This is a genomic window from Cohnella thailandensis (assembly GCF_014212135.1).
Taxonomy (GTDB): Bacteria; Bacillota; Bacilli; order Paenibacillales; family Paenibacillaceae; genus Cohnella; species Cohnella thailandensis.
The window spans coordinates 1-17,245 of record NZ_JACJVQ010000017.1; the positions used below are offsets into that span (position 1 = coordinate 1).

At 59.7% G+C, this 17,245-nt stretch carries 12 protein-coding genes; 9 read left to right on the top strand and 3 right to left on the bottom strand.

Annotated features, from left to right (window positions below; translation table 11 throughout):
- The first annotated feature begins 726 nt into the window (after positions 1-726).
- The gene (gene ltrA, locus H7B67_RS18265; protein WP_185121307.1) at positions 727-2,127 is read left to right on the top strand and encodes a group II intron reverse transcriptase/maturase; all 1,401 of its coding nucleotides are present in this window, start codon (positions 727-729) and stop codon (positions 2,125-2,127) included.
- 67 nt (positions 2,128-2,194) lie between these two features.
- Here ltrA and H7B67_RS18270 read toward each other — a convergent pair whose 3' ends face one another.
- The 3 genes from H7B67_RS18270 to H7B67_RS18280 form a co-directional block, all read right to left on the bottom strand.
- On the bottom strand, positions 2,195-3,682 hold the full coding sequence (locus tag H7B67_RS18270) for a copper amine oxidase N-terminal domain-containing protein (RefSeq protein WP_185121308.1): 1,488 nt from the start codon (positions 3,680-3,682) through the stop codon (positions 2,195-2,197).
- A gap of 18 nt (positions 3,683-3,700) precedes the next feature.
- Positions 3,701-5,089, bottom strand: a complete 1,389-nt coding sequence (locus H7B67_RS18275) for an MBOAT family O-acyltransferase (RefSeq protein WP_185121309.1) — start codon at positions 5,087-5,089, stop codon at positions 3,701-3,703.
- 223 nt (positions 5,090-5,312) lie between these two features.
- Positions 5,313-7,328 carry an LTA synthase family protein gene (locus H7B67_RS18280; protein ID WP_185121310.1) on the bottom strand — a complete coding sequence of 672 codons (2,016 nt, stop codon included), beginning with the start codon at positions 7,326-7,328 and terminating at the stop codon, positions 5,313-5,315.
- 241 nt (positions 7,329-7,569) lie between these two features.
- On the opposite strand from H7B67_RS18280, the gene H7B67_RS18285 reads away from it, so the two are divergent.
- The 8 genes from H7B67_RS18285 (at position 7,570) to H7B67_RS18320 (ending at position 17,232) form a co-directional block, all read left to right on the top strand.
- Positions 7,570-8,253: an O-methyltransferase gene (locus H7B67_RS18285; protein ID WP_185121653.1), complete on the top strand. Its 684-nt coding sequence runs from the start codon at positions 7,570-7,572 to the stop codon at positions 8,251-8,253.
- A 179-nt stretch (positions 8,254-8,432) separates the two neighbouring features.
- Entirely contained in the window at positions 8,433-9,848 is a 1,416-nt protein-coding gene (locus H7B67_RS18290; protein ID WP_281067820.1) for an LLM class flavin-dependent oxidoreductase, read from the top strand.
- A 14-nt stretch (positions 9,849-9,862) separates the two neighbouring features.
- Positions 9,863-11,473 (top strand): FAD-dependent oxidoreductase, encoded by a 1,611-nt coding sequence (locus H7B67_RS18295; protein ID WP_185121311.1) that lies wholly within the window; start codon positions 9,863-9,865, stop codon positions 11,471-11,473.
- Positions 11,470-11,814 carry a 4Fe-4S dicluster domain-containing protein gene (locus tag H7B67_RS18300; protein WP_185121312.1) on the top strand — a complete coding sequence of 115 codons (345 nt, stop codon included), beginning with the start codon at positions 11,470-11,472 and terminating at the stop codon, positions 11,812-11,814. The genes H7B67_RS18295 and H7B67_RS18300 overlap by 4 nt, the downstream gene beginning before the upstream one ends.
- Before the next feature lie 27 nt (positions 11,815-11,841).
- Positions 11,842-13,242 (top strand): 4-hydroxyphenylacetate 3-hydroxylase C-terminal domain-containing protein, encoded by a 1,401-nt coding sequence (locus H7B67_RS18305; RefSeq protein ID WP_185121313.1) that lies wholly within the window; start codon positions 11,842-11,844, stop codon positions 13,240-13,242.
- Positions 13,239-14,147: an ABC transporter ATP-binding protein gene (locus H7B67_RS18310; protein ID WP_185121314.1), complete on the top strand. Its 909-nt coding sequence runs from the start codon at positions 13,239-13,241 to the stop codon at positions 14,145-14,147. The genes H7B67_RS18305 and H7B67_RS18310 overlap by 4 nt, the downstream gene beginning before the upstream one ends.
- A 23-nt stretch (positions 14,148-14,170) precedes the next feature.
- Entirely contained in the window at positions 14,171-15,595 is a 1,425-nt protein-coding gene (locus H7B67_RS18315; RefSeq protein ID WP_185121315.1) for a 4-hydroxyphenylacetate 3-hydroxylase family protein, read from the top strand.
- Complete coding sequence (locus H7B67_RS18320; RefSeq protein ID WP_185121316.1) at positions 15,592-17,232, top strand: copper resistance CopC/CopD family protein; 1,641 nt, start codon at positions 15,592-15,594, stop codon at positions 17,230-17,232. The genes H7B67_RS18315 and H7B67_RS18320 overlap by 4 nt, the downstream gene beginning before the upstream one ends.
- Positions 17,233-17,245: the final 13 nt, after the last annotated feature.

Below are 17,245 nucleotides of genomic sequence, written 5' to 3' on the forward strand. Positions count from 1 at the left end.
CACACAATAATGGACTTGACCGCAGAATCGGTAAAAATTCCGAAATATACATGAAAATTCATGTATATCGTGCGGATGCGAAAGGGGCTAGAAGCCCAAGTAAAGCAAGCAGCAAGCAGGAGGCAGGAAGCAGCAAGCAGCAAGCAGGAATATCAGTGCAAGCAATATAAAAAGGCTAGCGGCAAGCGGCAAGCGGGTCTGCAGGGAAGGGAACTATCCCTCACCTCAGCCGGGCAACGCTCTCCCGAAACAAAAAAACGGCGTCAGGATTTCCCTGACGCCGTTTTTTTATCAGTGCGCCCGGCATGGGCGATAACTAGGCGGTGAAAGTCCGCTACAGGCTTGGCAGTAGGAACTGTTAGCTAAAGGCAAGGGTGTCCGTCGCGAGGCGGAATCTGAAGGAAGCCAGAGGCAAACCCTCGGTCTGACGTACAGAAATCACATATAAGGCATGATGGGACGGACGAGCTTGCTGAACAAAGCAAAGTCCAATACTGCCCGAATCCCATCATGTAAATGTGGCAGATGGATGAGGGGAAAGTTATCGCTCTTACCCGGGGAGGTCTCACAGACGTCGAGTAGGAAAAAAAATCCGAGAGATGGAGTAAAGCTTGCTGTGAGAAGTCAGCAGACGCCATAGTACGCGCACCGGAGGAAAAAAAACAGTGAGCGGAAGGGCTGAACAATCGTAAGTCTGGAGTACCTACAGGAAGGAGAACCGGTGCATTGAAAGCAGAATACCGAAAGGGCTGCCCTCAAAGGGATAGTGTGGAACACGAAGAGTATGCGGGAGCGCGGAGTGCCGGAGCTCGGGAGAGTAGAGAAAGAGACGGTGCAGACGACCTGCTGGAAAGGATACTAAACAGAGACAACCTGAATAGGGCCTACAAGCAGGTCAAAAGCAACCATGGAGCGCCAGGTATCGACGGAATGACGGTCGAGGCGACATTGCCGTGGCTGCGAGATCACAGAGACGAACTCCTGCAAAGCATTCGGGATGGCAAATACAAACCAAGCCCAGTGCGGCGCAAGGAGATTCCCAAACCAGATGGAAGCGGCGTGCGGAAGCTTGGCATCCCCACAGTCATAGATCGCGTCATCCAACAAGCCATCGCCCAGCAACTGCAACCCTTGTTTGAACCGCTCTTCTCAGACGGCAGCTATGGCTACCGTCCGAAGCGGAGCGCGCAGCAAGCGATTCGGAAAGTGAAGACCTACGCGGAACAGGGATACAGCCATGCAGTAGAGATCGACCTCTCGAAGTACTTTGACACGCTGAATCACGAGCTATTGATGAGCCTGCTCCGTAAACAAATCCAAGACAAGCGCGTCACAGACTTGATTAAGAAATACCTGAAAAGCGGGGTCATGGAGAACGGGGTGCGACGAGAGATAGAAGAAGGGTCGCCGCAAGGCGGTCCGCTGTCACCGCTACTGGCCAATATCTATCTGAACGAATTCGATCAGGAGATGGAAAGCCGAGGTGTAATCGTCATCCGCTATGCAGACGACATCGTCGTGCTGGCGAAAAGCAAACGGGCAGCAATGAGACTTCTAGAATCCTGCCGGAAGTACTTAGAGGGCAAGCTAAGGCTCAAGCTGAACACGCAGAAAAGCAAGGTCGTCAGCGTGGTTGCACGGAAGCACTTTAAATTTCTCGGCTATGCGCTGGGAAAGAACGGGAAAGGCGTATACATTCGCACCCATCCGCAATCTCTCGCCAAAGCAAAGAAGAAGCTAAAAGAGCTGACGAGCCGGAGTCAAGGCAGAAACGCTAGGCAAGTGATGGAGGAAGTAAAGGTCTACATTCGAGGATGGCTGGGTCATTTCTACGTAGCCGACATGAAACGAATTCTGCAGGATTGGAATGAATGGCTCCGAAGGCGGATGCGCATGTACATCTGGAAGCAATGGAAGAAGCCGCGAACGAGGGTAGGAAACCTGCGCAAGCTGGGGATACCGGACTGGCAGGCTTACCAATGGGGAAATACAAGGCTGGGTTACTGGCGTATCGCCGGAAGCGCAGTGCTGAATCGCTCTGTAACAAACGAAAAGCTCGCACAGGCAGGGTATTATGACTTCCCTGCTCGGTACGAGCATCTTCGCAAATTGCACTTAAACGGTTGAACCGCCGTATACCGAACGGTACGTACGGTGGTGTGAGAGGTCGGCTACTCAGCTAATGGGTAGCCTCCTACTCGATTTTCGTAATCGCAATCTCTGTCGTCTTCTCATCCGCTTGAGTGACGGCCACCTTCCAGCCCATCTGCTCGAAGACGAAGCCTACCGGTACGAGAGCGGTGCCTCCGACCAGCTTCGGCGCGAAGGCCATGTCGACCTTCTCGCCGCCGTTTACGGTAGCGACCGCGGAATCGACGATCATGCGCAGCTCCTGGCCGTCCTTGCGCAGCGCCAACGTTTTGGTCGGCTGATCCCAGCTCAGCTCGGCGCCTACGGCCGCTGCCGCCTGCTTGGCGGGAACGAACAGCTCGTTGCCGTTCTCTCCCTCGGCGAGCACTCGGTTCGTGAAGACCAGCGACTCCCCGTCCAAGGTGACGCTAACGTTCACGACGTCGTTGTTCTTGTTCAGGATGGCGGTCTCGGCGTCTCTCTCGATCCGGTCGTTCAGCTCGTCGATGTTGGCGTCCGTGACGCGGTACGCGGGATCGTCGCGGCCGATCGCTTCGGCGATCCACGTATTGACGTCCTGCTTGTGGTGAGACAGATCCTTGTACAGGTCGAGGTCGTACGTCCACTCGCCCGCGGCCTGGAAGTCGTACAGCTTGACGTTCGGATACTGGGAGAACTGCTCGTACATCCACTTGCGCATCTCCACTTGATTTTCGAAGCGGGCGGGGTTCGTGTTGTACCAAACAACCTGTCTCAGAACGCTGTAAGGAGGGTAATAGATGTAGAACTCAACGTCCGGGTTCTCCTTCACGAGCGACAGGATATTATCGTTGAAGCTTTTCTTCACGACGTCCAGGCTTTCTTCGTTAATTCCGAAGTAGGCTTCGCCCTCGTTGGCCGTCGCGTAATTTTTGGCCACCCGGTCCTTGCCGAACGTGACCGAGCGGTTCCAGTTGTACATGTACTCGAGATTCTGCTGCCCGTAGCCGTCCATTTTCGCCTTGATGCTCGTAATGAACTGCTCGAATACCGAATAGTTGAACAGGTAAGGATAGTCGTTCCACAGCTTGTCGTCGTACATGTAGGCCGGGAACTTGGAGCTGTTGTCGTACGAATTCGCCTTCAGGGAGAAGTAGTCGAGCCCCCAGAGAACCTTCTTCACCTTGCCGGTGCGAAGGGCGACTTTGGCCATCTTGTTGTGCTCGTCCGCGGTGGAGCCTTCGATGGACAGCTTCATCACGGTACCTCCGAGCTCCTTGCCGACTACCGACGGCAGGAAGTTCTCGGTCATGGACGTGCCGATGATGATCGTGTCGTAATCCCAGTTCTTGGCGAGGCCCGGGTTCTGGTAGCGCTCTTCGGTCGAGAAGCGCGCCGTGTACAAAGTGACCTTATGGTAGAACTGAAGCGGATCGAGGATCACCGTCAAGGAGACGACCGCGCCGGCCGCAAGCAAAGCGAACAGCAGGAACCAGCCTACCATGCGCCGGGAACGTCGCTTCAGGGACTTGCCGCGGCCTGCACGGGGAGCGGATTGTTCGATTGTAGTCATGGGTACAGGACCGCCTTTCTAGAAGTTGAAGTACAGGAACGTACTGATCCGGTTCAAATAGAGCAGGGAGATGACGAACAGCACGGCGATCCATAGCGCGGTCTTGAGGCTTGGCCGCATCGTGGCTTCCTTCTCCGAGGAGTTCTTGAGCATAAGCACGAACGGCAGGAAGAGAACGATAAGCACGATAGGAGTTTTGAGGTTCGCGATTTGATCGAAGCCGAAACCGTTCAAGCCGATCATGCCTTTCAGAATGCGCAAGGCCTGATGGAAGTCTTCCGCCCGGAAAAATACCCAAGTCGCGTTGATGAACATGAACGTGATGAACCAAGCCAGCCATGTCGGGAGGGGCTTGCCTCGGCGCGTCCACACGCGCTGAATGGCTTGTCCGACGCCGTGCATCGCTCCCCAGATGATAAAGGTCCAGCCGGCTCCGTGCCACAAGCCCCCGAGCAGGAACGTAATGATCAGGTTGCGGTTCGCGATGGAGAAGCCCCGGCGGTTGCCGCCGAGCGGGATGTAGATGTAATCGCGCAGCCAGCGGCTCAGCGTCATGTGCCAGCGTCTCCAGAAGTCGGTGATGCTGACGGCCTTATACGGCGAGTTGAAGTTCTGCGGCAGCCGGATGTTGAACAGCAGGGCGATGCCGATCGCCATGTCCGTGTAGCCGCTGAAGTCGAAGTATAGCTGGAACGTATAGGACAGCGAGGCCACCCAGGAATCCGCGAAGGTGGACGCTTTGGCGAAGCCGTCGTTCGCGTAAAGGGCGAACGTGTCCGCGATGACGACCTTCTTGAACAAGCCGATGCAGAAGATGTAAACGCCCTTGGCGACGTTCGGCCAGTTCCATACCTTGTTGCGCTTGCGGTCGAACTGCGGCATCATCTCGCCGTGATGCAGGATCGGTCCCGCGATCAAGTGCGGGAAGAAGGTGACGAACAGCGTATAGCTGATAAAATTGAACTCCTTCGCCTTGCCCTTGTACGCGTCGACGAGGAACGCGATCTGCGTGAAGGTGAAGAAGCTGATGCCGAGCGGCAGAATGATCTGGAGCGTCGAATACGTATTCCCGGTCAGCTCGCCGAGATTCTCCAGGAAGAAGTTCGCGTACTTATAATAGCCGAGAAGCCCGAGGTCCACGACAAGGCCGAAAATCAGCACCGCGCGGCGTTTGCCGACGCTTCGGTCGGACCATCTCGCCAGCCACCAGCCGATGAGATAGTTGAATACGATGGAACCGAGCATGAGCGGCAAATATTCGGGATCCCAGTACCCGTAGAAAAACAAGGATGCCAGGGTCAGCGAGGTTTTGGCCGCGATCGTCCAGCGAAGGCGGTTCAGCACGAAATACACGATCAGAGTGACGGGCAGGAACATGAAGATGAATGGGTAAGAATTGAATAACATGACGTCCCTCTTTCTTCCTTCAATGGTTTAGCTGCTCAGAGACTATTATCTTCGACTTTAAGCGAGATTAAAATACAAATTTATGCATTTGACCTAAAAGTCTCATTAACTTTTGTCCCGCAAAAAATCGGATTATGTAGATTGGCGCGGAGAGAGGCGTCATTCGCAAAAGAGAAGCGGCGTCGAAGCGGGAAGGCTGCGACGCCGCGTTCCGAAATGCCGATTATTCGTTCTCCTCTTGATAATTCCCGTCCCGGTTTAATTCGCGAAGCTTCGGAACCAGGTCGTGCTCGACGACGAGGTCGGACACCCGGAGCTCCTGCTTCGCCGATTCGGCTCCCGGCTTGCAGAGGGAGATATCGGCCTTCGCTCCGTCCGGCATCGTATAGCACGATCCGTTCTCCGTCACTCCGTCGCCGGATGGAATGTAGTAGAGGCTGCTCGTGGCGAAGCCGCCGTTGCGGAACACGACCTGGCTCTCGGCGGAGGAGACCATGCTGACTCCCATGAGCGGGTTGCCTTCGGCCTTGATTCCGAGCAATTGCAGGATCGTCGGCGCGGTATCGATCTGGCCGACCGCCTTCTCGCTCACGCCCGCGTTCTCATCGTTAGGGAAGTGGATGAAGAACGGCACCTTGCGCACGATGGCGTCTTTCTCCTGATCCGTCAGCGTCCGGCCATAGAACTTCTCGTAGACGTCCATGTCGTAAAGAGAGTTGTCATGGTCCCCGTAGAACATCAGAATCGTGTCGTCCCACAGGCCTTCTTCCTTTAATCTCTCGACCAGCTCGCCTACGGCCTCGTCGACGTAATGCATATCCTCCAGATAATCTCCGAACGTCGTGCCTTGGAATTCCCCGGCATCGAAGTCGACGGCGGAGGAGCTGATGTTGAACGGATGATGGCCGGAGATCGTAATGGCCATAGAATAGAACGGCTCTTGGCCTCTTGCCTTGATCTGATCGATCGTCTGGCGGAAGAACGACTTGTCTCCGAGCGACCAGCCGAGCGGCTCGTCGTTCTCGTAGTCGTTGATCGTATAGAATTGTCCGTACTCCATGCTTCGGTACATATTCGTCCGATTCCAGAAGCTTCCGTCGTAAGCGTGGTGGACCGTCGTGTCGTAGCCTTCCCCGTTCAGGATCTGAGGCAGGCAGTTCCACTCATGGTCCGCGAACCGGCTGAAGACCGAACCCGAGGTCATCGGATGCAGCGAGCAGCTCGTCAGGAAATCCGCGTCCGACGTACGGCCCTGCGCCGTCATATGATAAAAGTTCGGATAGTAAAGGCTTTGGCCGATCAGCTTGTTCAGATTCGGCGTGATCTCGGCTCCGTCTACGGATTGGTTAAGCACGAACGATTGGAACGCCTCCGCTTGGATGACGAGAACGTTTTTCCCCTTATAAGCCCCGAACAGCGGCTCGGTCTCCGCCGTCTTCCGGAGCTCCGCCCGGTCGGCGAACCATTCGGTCGTCTCCGCGAGCTCGGCTTCGCTCGGTCCGCTTCCGATCCAGTGCTCCTTCGCGTACCGATAGGCATCGTACCCATGGAAGCCGAACAGACCGGTCACGTTGTATATGGGAATGTTCCACCAGTTGCCGACGAACAGTCCGCGCGCCCAGCCGTTCTTCTGTTCGTTGACCGGATTCGCGATCATATAGATCCCCGCCATGAGAAGGACGACGCCGAGCGCGAGGCGGGCCCACAGCGACTTCCGCTTGAGCAGCGGCTGCCGTTCCTCCCTCCCGTAGGAGAACCCCTGCCGCTTCCTGCGGCGAACGAGCCAGAACACAAGCACGGTCAGCAGGATGGCTACCGGCAGATCGGCGAACAGGATCCAGTCGCCCGGCTCGACGAGATCCTTGATGCTGTCTCCGAGCTCTCCGACTTGTCCGGCCTGCGTCAGAACGGGAATCGAGATAAAGTCTTTGAACGTTCGGAAGTAGATCAAATCCGCGAACATAATAAAAGAAAGGACTAGATCGAGAAGCGCGAGCGCAACCGCGCGTGCCCGCCGGCCGAGCCACACGGTCCAGAACGTCGCGATCACCATGGCGCCCACGTTGACGGTCCGCTTCCAGTGGTTCATCGCTCCGACGTCGAATTGGCGGTCGAGCCAATTCAATTTATAGGCCATGGACGCGATCAGCAGCATCGCTCCCCAGTAAGGCCATAAGCGGATGCCTTCCCAGGACAGCCGAACGCCCCTGCGAGCCGCGGTCTGCAGCATTGTCATCATGGGAATACGCTTCCTTTCGACCCGAACCCGAGACGAGCTCGAATAAGGGCATTTGTTAACGAATCGTAAACAAAACTTCAATAAGTATATATCGAATAAGGCTTGCTTTTCAAACCCGCGCGGGCATTTGGGACTATTAACCTTTGAGGGGGCATAGATGATTTCAACGGCTCAAATCGGCTACAATGGAGGGATGAGAGAGGCTGCGCTTGCCGCAGCGCTTAGGGAGGATGAGCGAGGCATGAACGAAGAAGCCCTGTCCGGGATGACGCCGGAGGCCTATTTCGATTCGTTATACGAGCAAGACGCCGAACTGGCGAAGATCGAACGGACGATTCGAGACCATGATATGCCGGAGATCTCCGTCGAGCCCGGCTACGGGAGGCTGCTGACGCTGCTCGTCGGAGCGACGGGCGCCCGCAGCCTTCTGGAGATCGGAGCGCTTGGCGGCTATAGCGGCGTGTGCTTGGCTCGCGGCCTGCCGGAAGGGGAAGGGCGGCTGACGTCGCTCGAATTGAAGCCGGACTTCGCCAAGCTGGCTTCCGCGAACCTGGCGGCGGCAGGCTTCGGGGACCGCAGCGAGACGATCGTCGGAGCGGCGGCGGACAGCCTCGCCAAGCTGGAGGCGGAAGGGCGCAGGTTCGACTTCTTCTTCATCGACGCGGACAAGGAGAATTACCCGGTCTACCTGGAGTATGCGATCCGCCTTGCGAACCCGCGAGCCGTTATCGCGGCGGACAACACCTTGCTCCGCGGGCGAACGCTGAACCCGAGCAAGCAAGGCCCCGCAGTGGTCGCCATCCGCGAGTTCAACCGGATTATCGCGACGGACCCGCGGCTGACGTCGGCCCACCTCCCGTCCTATGACGGTTTGGCCTTGGCCATGGTGAAAGAAGGCGGATTTTTGGGTCAAAGGAATCGTTGACGTTAGGAATTATCCGTGATACCATCATAACAAATTAAACCAGTAGGAATTAGTGGGATACCGGACAACCGGAGACTCTACTTTAGACGAGTAGACGTTTTCCGGTTTTTTGGCGTTCCGGAATTCCTGCTGCAATCAAAGGAGGGGTACATACGGTTAATTCGAGCAAGCCCAAACAATTGAAGCTCGGCGCGTTCCTCATGACTCCCGGCCATCACGTCGCGGCTTGGCGGTATCCGGATTCGGAAGCTTCCGAAGTGCTGAAGTTTCGGTTCTACAAGCGATTGGCGCAGATCGCGGAGCGAGGCAAATTCGATCTTCTGTTCCTGGCCGACGGGTACGCGGTATCCGAGGCGTTCCCGGAGGCGGTCGCGCAGACGGTGGCGGTGCGGCCCGAACCGATTACGCTGCTATCCGCCTTGTCCGCGGTTACCGAGCATGTCGGCCTTGTCGCCACGGTGTCGACGACGTACAACGAGCCGTTCCACGTCGCGCGCAAGTTCGCTTCGCTCGATCATCTGAGCGACGGGCGCGCCGCCTGGAACGTCGTCACTTCCAACCACTCGGCCGAGGCGTACAACTTCGGCAGGGACGAACATCTCCTGCATTCGCTTCGGTACGAACGGGCCCGGGAGTTTATTCAAGTCGCGAAGGGATTGTGGGACAGCTGGGAGGACGATGCATTCGTCTATGACAAGGACAATGCGATATTCGCCGACCGCGGCAAGCTGCACACGCTTAACCACCAAGGCGAATGGTTCTCGGTACGCGGCCCGCTCAACGTTGCCCGTCCCGTTCAGGGCTATCCGGTCATCGTTCAAGCGGGGGCTTCCGAGCCGGGCAAGGAGCTTGCGGCAAGCTCCGCCGAAGTGATTTTTACCGCCTGGCAGACGCTCGAAGAAGCCCGACGCTTCTATGCCGACGTCAAGGGGAGACTCTCCAAGCACGGGAGAGCTCCGGAGGATCTGCTCATCATGCCGGGGGTATTCCCGATCATCGGCAGGACCGAGGAGGAAGCGGCGGAGAAGAAAGCCAGCCTGGAGCGTCTCATCCCGGCGGAAGCCGGGGTAAGTTTGCTTTCCAACCTGATCAGCTTCGATCTGTCTACTTATCCGGTTGACGGTCCGCTTCCGGATTTGCCGGAGCTCGCGCAGGTCAACGGCGGCAAGAGCCGATTCCAGCTGATCAAGGATTTGGCGGAAAGGGACAATCTGACGATCCGTCAGCTCTATCAACGCATAGCGGGCGCGCGAGGCCATCGCGAGATTCTCGGCACGCCCGTGCAAATCGCCGACCAGCTGGAGGAATGGTTCGTCGGCGGAGCGGCCGACGGCTTTAACGTGATGCCTCCGTATTTGCCCGGAGGACTGGAGGATTTCGTAGAGCTGGTCGTTCCGGAGCTGCAGCGCCGGGGATTATTCCGCGCCGAGTACGAAGGCAAGACCCTGCGCGAACATCTCGGGCTCTCCCGTCCGCCCCACCCGGCGGCGCTCTCCGGTTCGCCTCGAATAAATACCGATACCGTCCGGACAGCCGGAGGCCTTGAACACCCCGAAAGGGGGAACGAGGCCTCTTTGCATTATACGAACCGATGACAGGAGGAGGCCACATGGGAAAAGTCGCTAACCGACCGGCGCTGGAAGCGTCGGCGGACGTTCTCGTGATCGGCGGGGGACCCGCGGGAACGTGGGCCGCTCTGGCGGCCGCCGCCAAAGGGGCGAGCGTGGTCCTGGTAGACAAGGGATACTGCGGCACGAGCGGGGCGACGGCGCCTTCGGGAACCGGGGTCTGGTACGTCGAGCCGACAGTCCGCGAGCGCGAAGAGGCGATGGGAAGCCGTGAAGCGCTCGGAGGCTACCTCGCGGATAGAGGCTGGATGGCCAGGGTGCTGGACCGAACTTATGCGAACATGAACGAGCTGGCGCTTGCCGGCTATCCTTTTCCGCTCGACGAGGATGGCCGGCCGTACCGTCGCAGCCTGCAAGGGCCGGAATACATGAAGCTGATGCGCCGGCGGGTCAAGCAAGCGGGCGTGCTCGTCTGGGATCATTGCCCGGCTCAGGAGCTGCTGACCGACAGCTACGGCGTCGGCGGAGCCCGGGGCATGCAATTGCGAACGGGAGAGCCTTGGCTCGTCAAGGCGGGCGCCGTCGTGATCGCTTCCGGAGGGTGCGCGTTCCTGAGCAGCGCCCTCGGCTGCAACGTGCTTACGGGCGACGGCTACTTATTCGCGGCGGAGGCGGGGGCGTGCCTGTCCGGCATGGAGTTCTCGAACGCCTACGCGATAAGCCCGACCTTCTCGACGATTACGAAGACAGCTTTCTATACGTGGGCGAGCTTCTATCGCGGGGACGGAACTCTTATCGAAGGAGCCGGATCGCAGCGGGGGCGCTCCGTCATCGCGCGTACGCTGCAGACGCAGCCGGTGTATGCCTGCCTGGATCGGACGACGGAGGAGATGAGGCGCTGGATGAGGCTCGCTCAGCCGAACTTCTTCTTGTCGTTCGACCGGCTTGGCATCGACCCGTTCACGCAGAAATTCCCGATCACTCTTCGTCTGGAGGGTACCGTGCGAGGGACGGGAGGCATTCATCTGATCGACGAATCGTGCGCGACGGCCGTACCTGGCTTGTATGCGGCAGGGGATGCGGCGTCCCGCCAGTTCATCTGCGGGGGCTTCACGGGCGGAGGGAGCCACAACGCGGCTTGGGCGATGTCTTCCGGCTCCTGGTCGGGCGAAGCCGCGGCCGGCTATTCGTTCGGATTGGGACGCTTGAGCGGGAAACGCGAGTTATCGGGACTTCGCCCGACGGGTGAATCGGCCAGCGTTCCGGTGAGCCATGGCGACGTTCGCGACTTGGCCGCCGGCGTGAAGCGGCAGGTCGAACCGTTCGAGATCAACCTGTTCCGAACGGAGTCCGGGCTCAAGCAATCGCTTGCCCGATTGGACCGAATATGGCTCGAAGCGCGCGGCGGCTTGGCTGACTCGGCGGCCGATGCCGTCAAGCTGAGGGAGGTTCAAGCAATGGCCTCCACGGCACGATGGATGTATGCCTCCGCGTTGGCCCGGAAGGAGACGCGCGGCATGCATAAGCGCCTTGATTATCCCGATACGGATTCGGCCCAACATTATCGGCTGCTCTCCGGAGGCTTGGAGGAAGTCTGGGTGAAGCCGGAATCCGCCGCTCGCCAAGCGGCGGGGGAGGTGCAAGCGGGATGATCCAGCTGGTCAGCCGCGAGCGATGCGTCTCCTGCAGCCGATGCATCCAAGTTTGCCCGACCCGCGTCTTCGACGAGTCGCCCGAGGGCTTGCCCGTTATCGCCAGGCAGGAGGATTGCCAAACCTGCTTCATGTGCGAGCTGTACTGTCCCGTCGATGCCCTTTACGTCTCCCCCCACGATCATCCGGTCGAGACGCCGGGGGAGCGGGAGCTGGCGCAAGCCGGGCTGCTTGGCAGCTACCGGGAGCATGTCGGCTGGGGACGAGGGCGCTCTCCGGGCGCGGCGAAGGATGCTTCTTATTTAATGATCATGGAGATGCGGAGAACATCAGGGAATTAAACCGAATCGTCAAGGGGGAATGAAAGGTTGCCAATCATTCAAGATCCGAAGGCGCCGCGGCCGGATCCGAAGGCCGGGGAAGGTGAACGGCGAGGGGAGCTAGGACGGGATCATGGTCTTAATGTCAATCGCCCGCTCCGCGAGCAAGCGTACCTTCTGCCCCGCACGGCGGAGGAGTTGAGGCGGAAGAGATCGGGTTTGCACGAGCTGGAGGACGGAGCTTCCGTCTTCGCGGCCGGCTGGGCCGATTACGCGCATGCTCTTTTTGCCGGCTGGCAGGCGCACGAACGGCACCTGCACGCGTCCGGAATCCCAATCGCAGCGAACGGAGACCGCTCCTTGCAACGGCTCTATCGGCTAAGCGAACAACGGCGGGCGCTGATCACGACGTCCTTCCACCCGCTCGCCGGTCATGGCAACGGCCAGCCTGTCTTGCGGTTCGCTCCGGAGGGAGGCGTCAGGCTTAGCGGAACGCAAACGTTCGGCGAGGAAGCGGCGTTCGCGGATGAGCTGCTCGTATTCGTTCGCGGGAACGACCCGAAGGAACCGGCAGCCGCGGTTCTCGTGTCGACGGCGACGGAAGGGCTTCGGCTGCTTCCCGCCGGAAGCGGGGAAGCCCGAGCCGAAGGCGCGCAAATCGATCCAAACGCTTCAAACGTTCAAATCGATCCAAACGATCCAAACGCTCCAAACGATCCACAAGCTCCAAACGATCATAACTCCTCTAACGTTCAAGTCCCTCAAGGATCGTTTTCTCTCGTTCAAGCGCAATACGACGACGTAAAGGTTCCGCGGGAAAGGCTGTTGTTCGAGGGGGATACGGAAGCCCTGAACCGGCTGCTGAACCATCCGCTCGTCAAGTCTCTCGCCGATTACCAATGGGCGTCCCGGCAGCTTGCGGCTCTGGAGCTGATCGGCGGCACCGCCTTCGCGCTCGCGGAGCAGACCGGCCTAGGCCGGGAGCTTCACATTCAAGGGGAGCTAGGCGAGCTTATCCAGCGAATAGAGACGCTGAGAGCGCTTCTGCACGCCGCAGAGCTCGGGGCCGAGGCCGGCCCGGAGGGCGTGCTGCTGCCGGCGCCCGTTCCGCTGCAAGCGGCGCTGAAGGCGGGAGGCGATTATTACGGCAAGTCGGTTCTGACGCTTCAGAGGATCGGAGCAGGCGCGTTCCTGGCGGATCCGAGCGTCCCGGCCGCCGCTGCCGGCAAGCCGACGTTGGCGCAGCTGGCGTGGCAGCTAGCCGGAAGCGGCGCTGCGGCGCGAAGGGCGCTGCACGAGCAGCACGCCTTAGGCGATTCGCTGGCGCTGTCGCAGGAGCTGTATCGGAATTATCCCGTTCGGCTGTTGAGAAGCCGGTACGCCGAGTTCTGGCGGAGCTTGTCTCCGCTTGCCCGGGATGGAACCCACGAATCGGAGGTGCGGCGATGACCGTCAAAATAACGGCTAAGCAAGTCGAAATGACATTCCAGTCCAAGAACGAGACGGGGAAAAAAGAACCGATCCGCGTGCTGGACGGCTTCGACCTGGAGGTCAAGGAAGGAGAGTTTCTCGCCATTCTCGGTCCGAGCGGCTGCGGCAAGTCGACCTTCCTGAACCTGTTGGCCGGTCTAGCCAAGCAATCGTCCGGCGAGATCGCCGTCGACGGCAAGCCTGTCCATGGCGTCAACAAGAAGCACGGCGTCGTGTTCCAAGGTTACGCGCTGTTTCCGTGGCGCACGGTCCTGCAGAACGTCGAGGTCGGGCTGCAAATACGCGGAGTCCGCTCCAAGGAGAGAAAGAGGATAGCGCGGGAGTATATCCGGCTTGTCGGTCTCCAGAGCTTCGAGAATCGCTATCCGCACGAGTTGTCCGGCGGGATGAAGCAGAGGGTGGCGATCGCCCGCTCGCTTGCGTACGATCCGGACGTCCTGCTCATGGATGAACCGTTCGCGGCGCTGGACGCGCAGACGAGGGAAATCTTGCAATCCGAGCTGCTCCGCATTTGGGATTCGCAGAAGAAGACGATCGTGTTCATCACGCACAGCCTGGACGAAGCGATCTTCCTGGCGGACCGCGTCGCCGTCATGACGGCCCGGCCGGGCAAGGTCAAGGAACTGATCGACATCCCGCTCGAGCGGCCGCGTTCGGCGGATATCCGCAATTCGGAGCGGTTCGTCAAGCTTCGCCAGCAGGCGTGGGCGATCCTGAAGGACGAAGTGGATAAATCTCAGCAGTTGGGCCAGCGGAGCGCCATTTCGGCGAGCGAGACCGAGCACGGATCGGGCTTCCCGAAGCAGGCCCATGCGGGAGCGATCGCCGAGCTGCTGCCGGACAAAGCGGCAAGCCATGGCTGACCGGAGGGAGGACGAGACAACCGATGACGTCAGGCGCTAATTATTACGAACGGCTGAACGACGGCCGCCGGGTGTGGCTTGACGGGGGCATCGTCCCCGACATTCGCAGCCATCCCGCTTTTCGCGGCACGGTCCGATCCGTTACGTCCCTCTTGGATCTGCAGGACGATCCGGAGACGGAGGCGGAATTAACCTACCGGACGGAATCCGGGGCGAAGGCTAACATCGCTTACCTCGTTCCGGAATCGAAGGAGGACCTGTTCCGTCGCAGCCGAGGGCTTAAGAGATGGTCGGACGCCACCTTCGGCGTCATGAGCCGGGTAGCCGGATTCTATCGTTCCCAGCTCACGGGGTGGTACATCGCGCGGAATTCGATCCAACGGGAGCAGCCGTATTTTCCGGGGAAAATCGCCGCCTATTACGAGCATGTCCGCGACCGCGATCTGCTGGTGACCGCCGCCGGCCACGATCCGCAGATCGATCGTTCCAAGCTGGCCCATGAGCTGGGGGATTTGCATACGGCCTTGCGGATCGTGCGCGAGACGGAAGAAGGCGTTATCGTCCGGGGCGCCAAGATGATCGGGACCGGCGCTCCTTACATGGACGAGATCGTCGTCTCCCCTCACGGCAAGAAAACGGACGACGAGCGGCGGTACGCCGTCATGTTCGCCATACCGGCTTCTTATCCGGGATTGCACTTGATCTGCCGGGAGTCGTTCGCCTCCGAGCGCGAGGAGGATCATCCGCTTAGCTCCCGCTTCGACGAGATGGATGCCGTGCTCGTGTTCGATGACGCTCTCATTCCGTGGGAGAGGGTGTTTATCAAGGACGATCCGGCGGCCATCTGGACCGTCCGTTCGGACCGGATGGCGAGCGCGCTCAGCCTGCACGAGAATATCGTCCGGCTGGCAAGCAAGCTCGAATTTACGGCGGCCGTCGGCGTAGAGATGGCCGAATCGATCGGAATCGCGAAGTTCGCTCACGTGCAGGAGAAGCTTGCCGAGCTTATTTTCCAATGGGAATCGATCAAAGCGCTTCTCCTGTCTGCCGAGCACGGGGCGACACCGCACCCGTTAGGCGTGTGGGAGCCTGCGCTGCAGCCGATAATCGCCGCCAAAAACCTAGGCAACCGGTATTATCCGAGGGCGATCGAGATCCTGCAGCAGCTTTCCGGAGCGGGCATGCTGCAGGTGCCTTCGACCCTTGCGGAGCTGAACGGTCCGCTCGGCGCTCGTCTCCGGAACGTCTACCGAGGCGCGGACCGGGACGCGGAGGAGAGGGTTAAGCTGCTCAAGCTAAGCTGGGATCTGGTAGGCAGCCGCCTGGGGGCCAGGCACGAGCTTTACGAGAGGTTCTACGCGGGCGATCCGGTGCGCACCTATGCCGCACAGTACGTCGACTACGACAAGCGGCCTCTTCTCGAGAAGGCGGCGCGCCGGACGGTATGAGCGTATCCGCTCGCCGTCGGCTGGCTCGCCTGGCTGCCGCGTTGGCGCTAACGGCCGTCGTTTGGCTGCTCTTGCCCGGGGGAACCGGCTCCGCGCATTCCACGCTGACGTCCGCTTCTCCCGCCCCGGACAGCCGGGTGTCGACCGCGCCGGGCGAGATCGAGCTGGCGTTCAACGAGCGTCTGGAGAACAAGGGCTACGCCATCCGGGTTTACGACCGGAAGGGACTGCCCGTCACTCGCAACGAAGCGGAATTGGATCCGGGCCGCCGAGTCATCCGTCTTGCCCTTCCGCCGCTGGAGGATGGCAGCTACACGGTCACCTACCGGCTGCTCTCGGCCGACGGCCATCCCGTGCGGGCGTCCTACGTGTTTACGCTCGGCCTGCAGACGGAGGCCAACATGGGCTACGCCTCGGCTTCCCGCCTTCATGAAGAGCACGACCTCGGCAGGAACGCTCCCTACTGGATCGTTCGCGGCTTATACTATCTCGGCTTGCTGTCGGCAACCGGATGGGTCGGCTTGCGAGTGTACGCGGCTCCGCTCGTCGCGGCGAACCGACGTCGTTACATCCTCGTGCGGAAAATTCTGCTCGGCTTTAACCTGGCCGCGCTGCTGCTGCTCGCATGGAACGACTACGTCCGGTTAAGCGACAGCTTGGAAGCTTCCGAGCTTCCCCTGCTGCTCGACACTTCGATCGGACTCTCGTATGCCATCGCGATCCCGGCGGCGGTTGCCGGATTGCCGATCGTCGGCAGATGGCGGACGGCGGACGCGGCTTGGGTGCTGCTTCTGTTCGCGGCCAAAGGCTTAAACGGGCACGCGATGGGCTACTCGGTTCCTTGGGTCACTTATTTGCTCGACGTGCTGCATCTGGCTGCCGCCAGCCTGTGGGCGGGCGCGTTGCTCGCATTCGCCGGTTTAGGAACGAAACGGCTGATCGGGCAATACGGTTCCGAAGCGTCGCGGTTGTCGAATGCGGCATTCCTGGCGGTACTTCTTCTCGCCGCGAGCGGCTTGTCCGCCGCCGCGCTGTATACGGACGGATTCGGCCGTCTCCTCGATACGCAGTGGGGCAGGCTGATGGTCGCCAAAAGCTTCGCGGTCATGCTCGTCCTCGCCGCCGGAGCGGGTCTGCGAAGGAGGATCCGCAAGCGCAGGCCGTCGGGGAGCCCGGGATGGCTGGCTTGCGATATCGGACTGCTGCTCGTCATTCTCGGGATCACCGCGGTGTTTACTTATCTGAATCCGCTCGCGGCGACCGGTCCTCTTTTCTGGCACGAGAACGTCAAGGGACTTCACGTCGCCGCGATCATTACCCCGAACCAAGCGGGCGAAATCAATCAATTCAACGTTTCGATAGGAGGAGGCAGCGAAGCCGACGGCTCGAAGACGCAGCCTAGACGCGTTACGCTTCGGCTGCAACCGATCGACCGGCCGGACGTCGCCCCGATCGATGTGCCTCTTGCCCTCGTGAGAACGAACGGCAGCCCGCTCAGCCTATACGACTACCAATACAGCGCAGAAGGACGGTACTTATCGCTGCCGGGCAAGTGGAAGCTGGAGGTCCGGGTCCTCGGCGCGAAGTCGAACGAGTACGTCACGGCCACCGCCTTTTACAGCGAGAACCCCAAATAGGGAGGTTATTCAT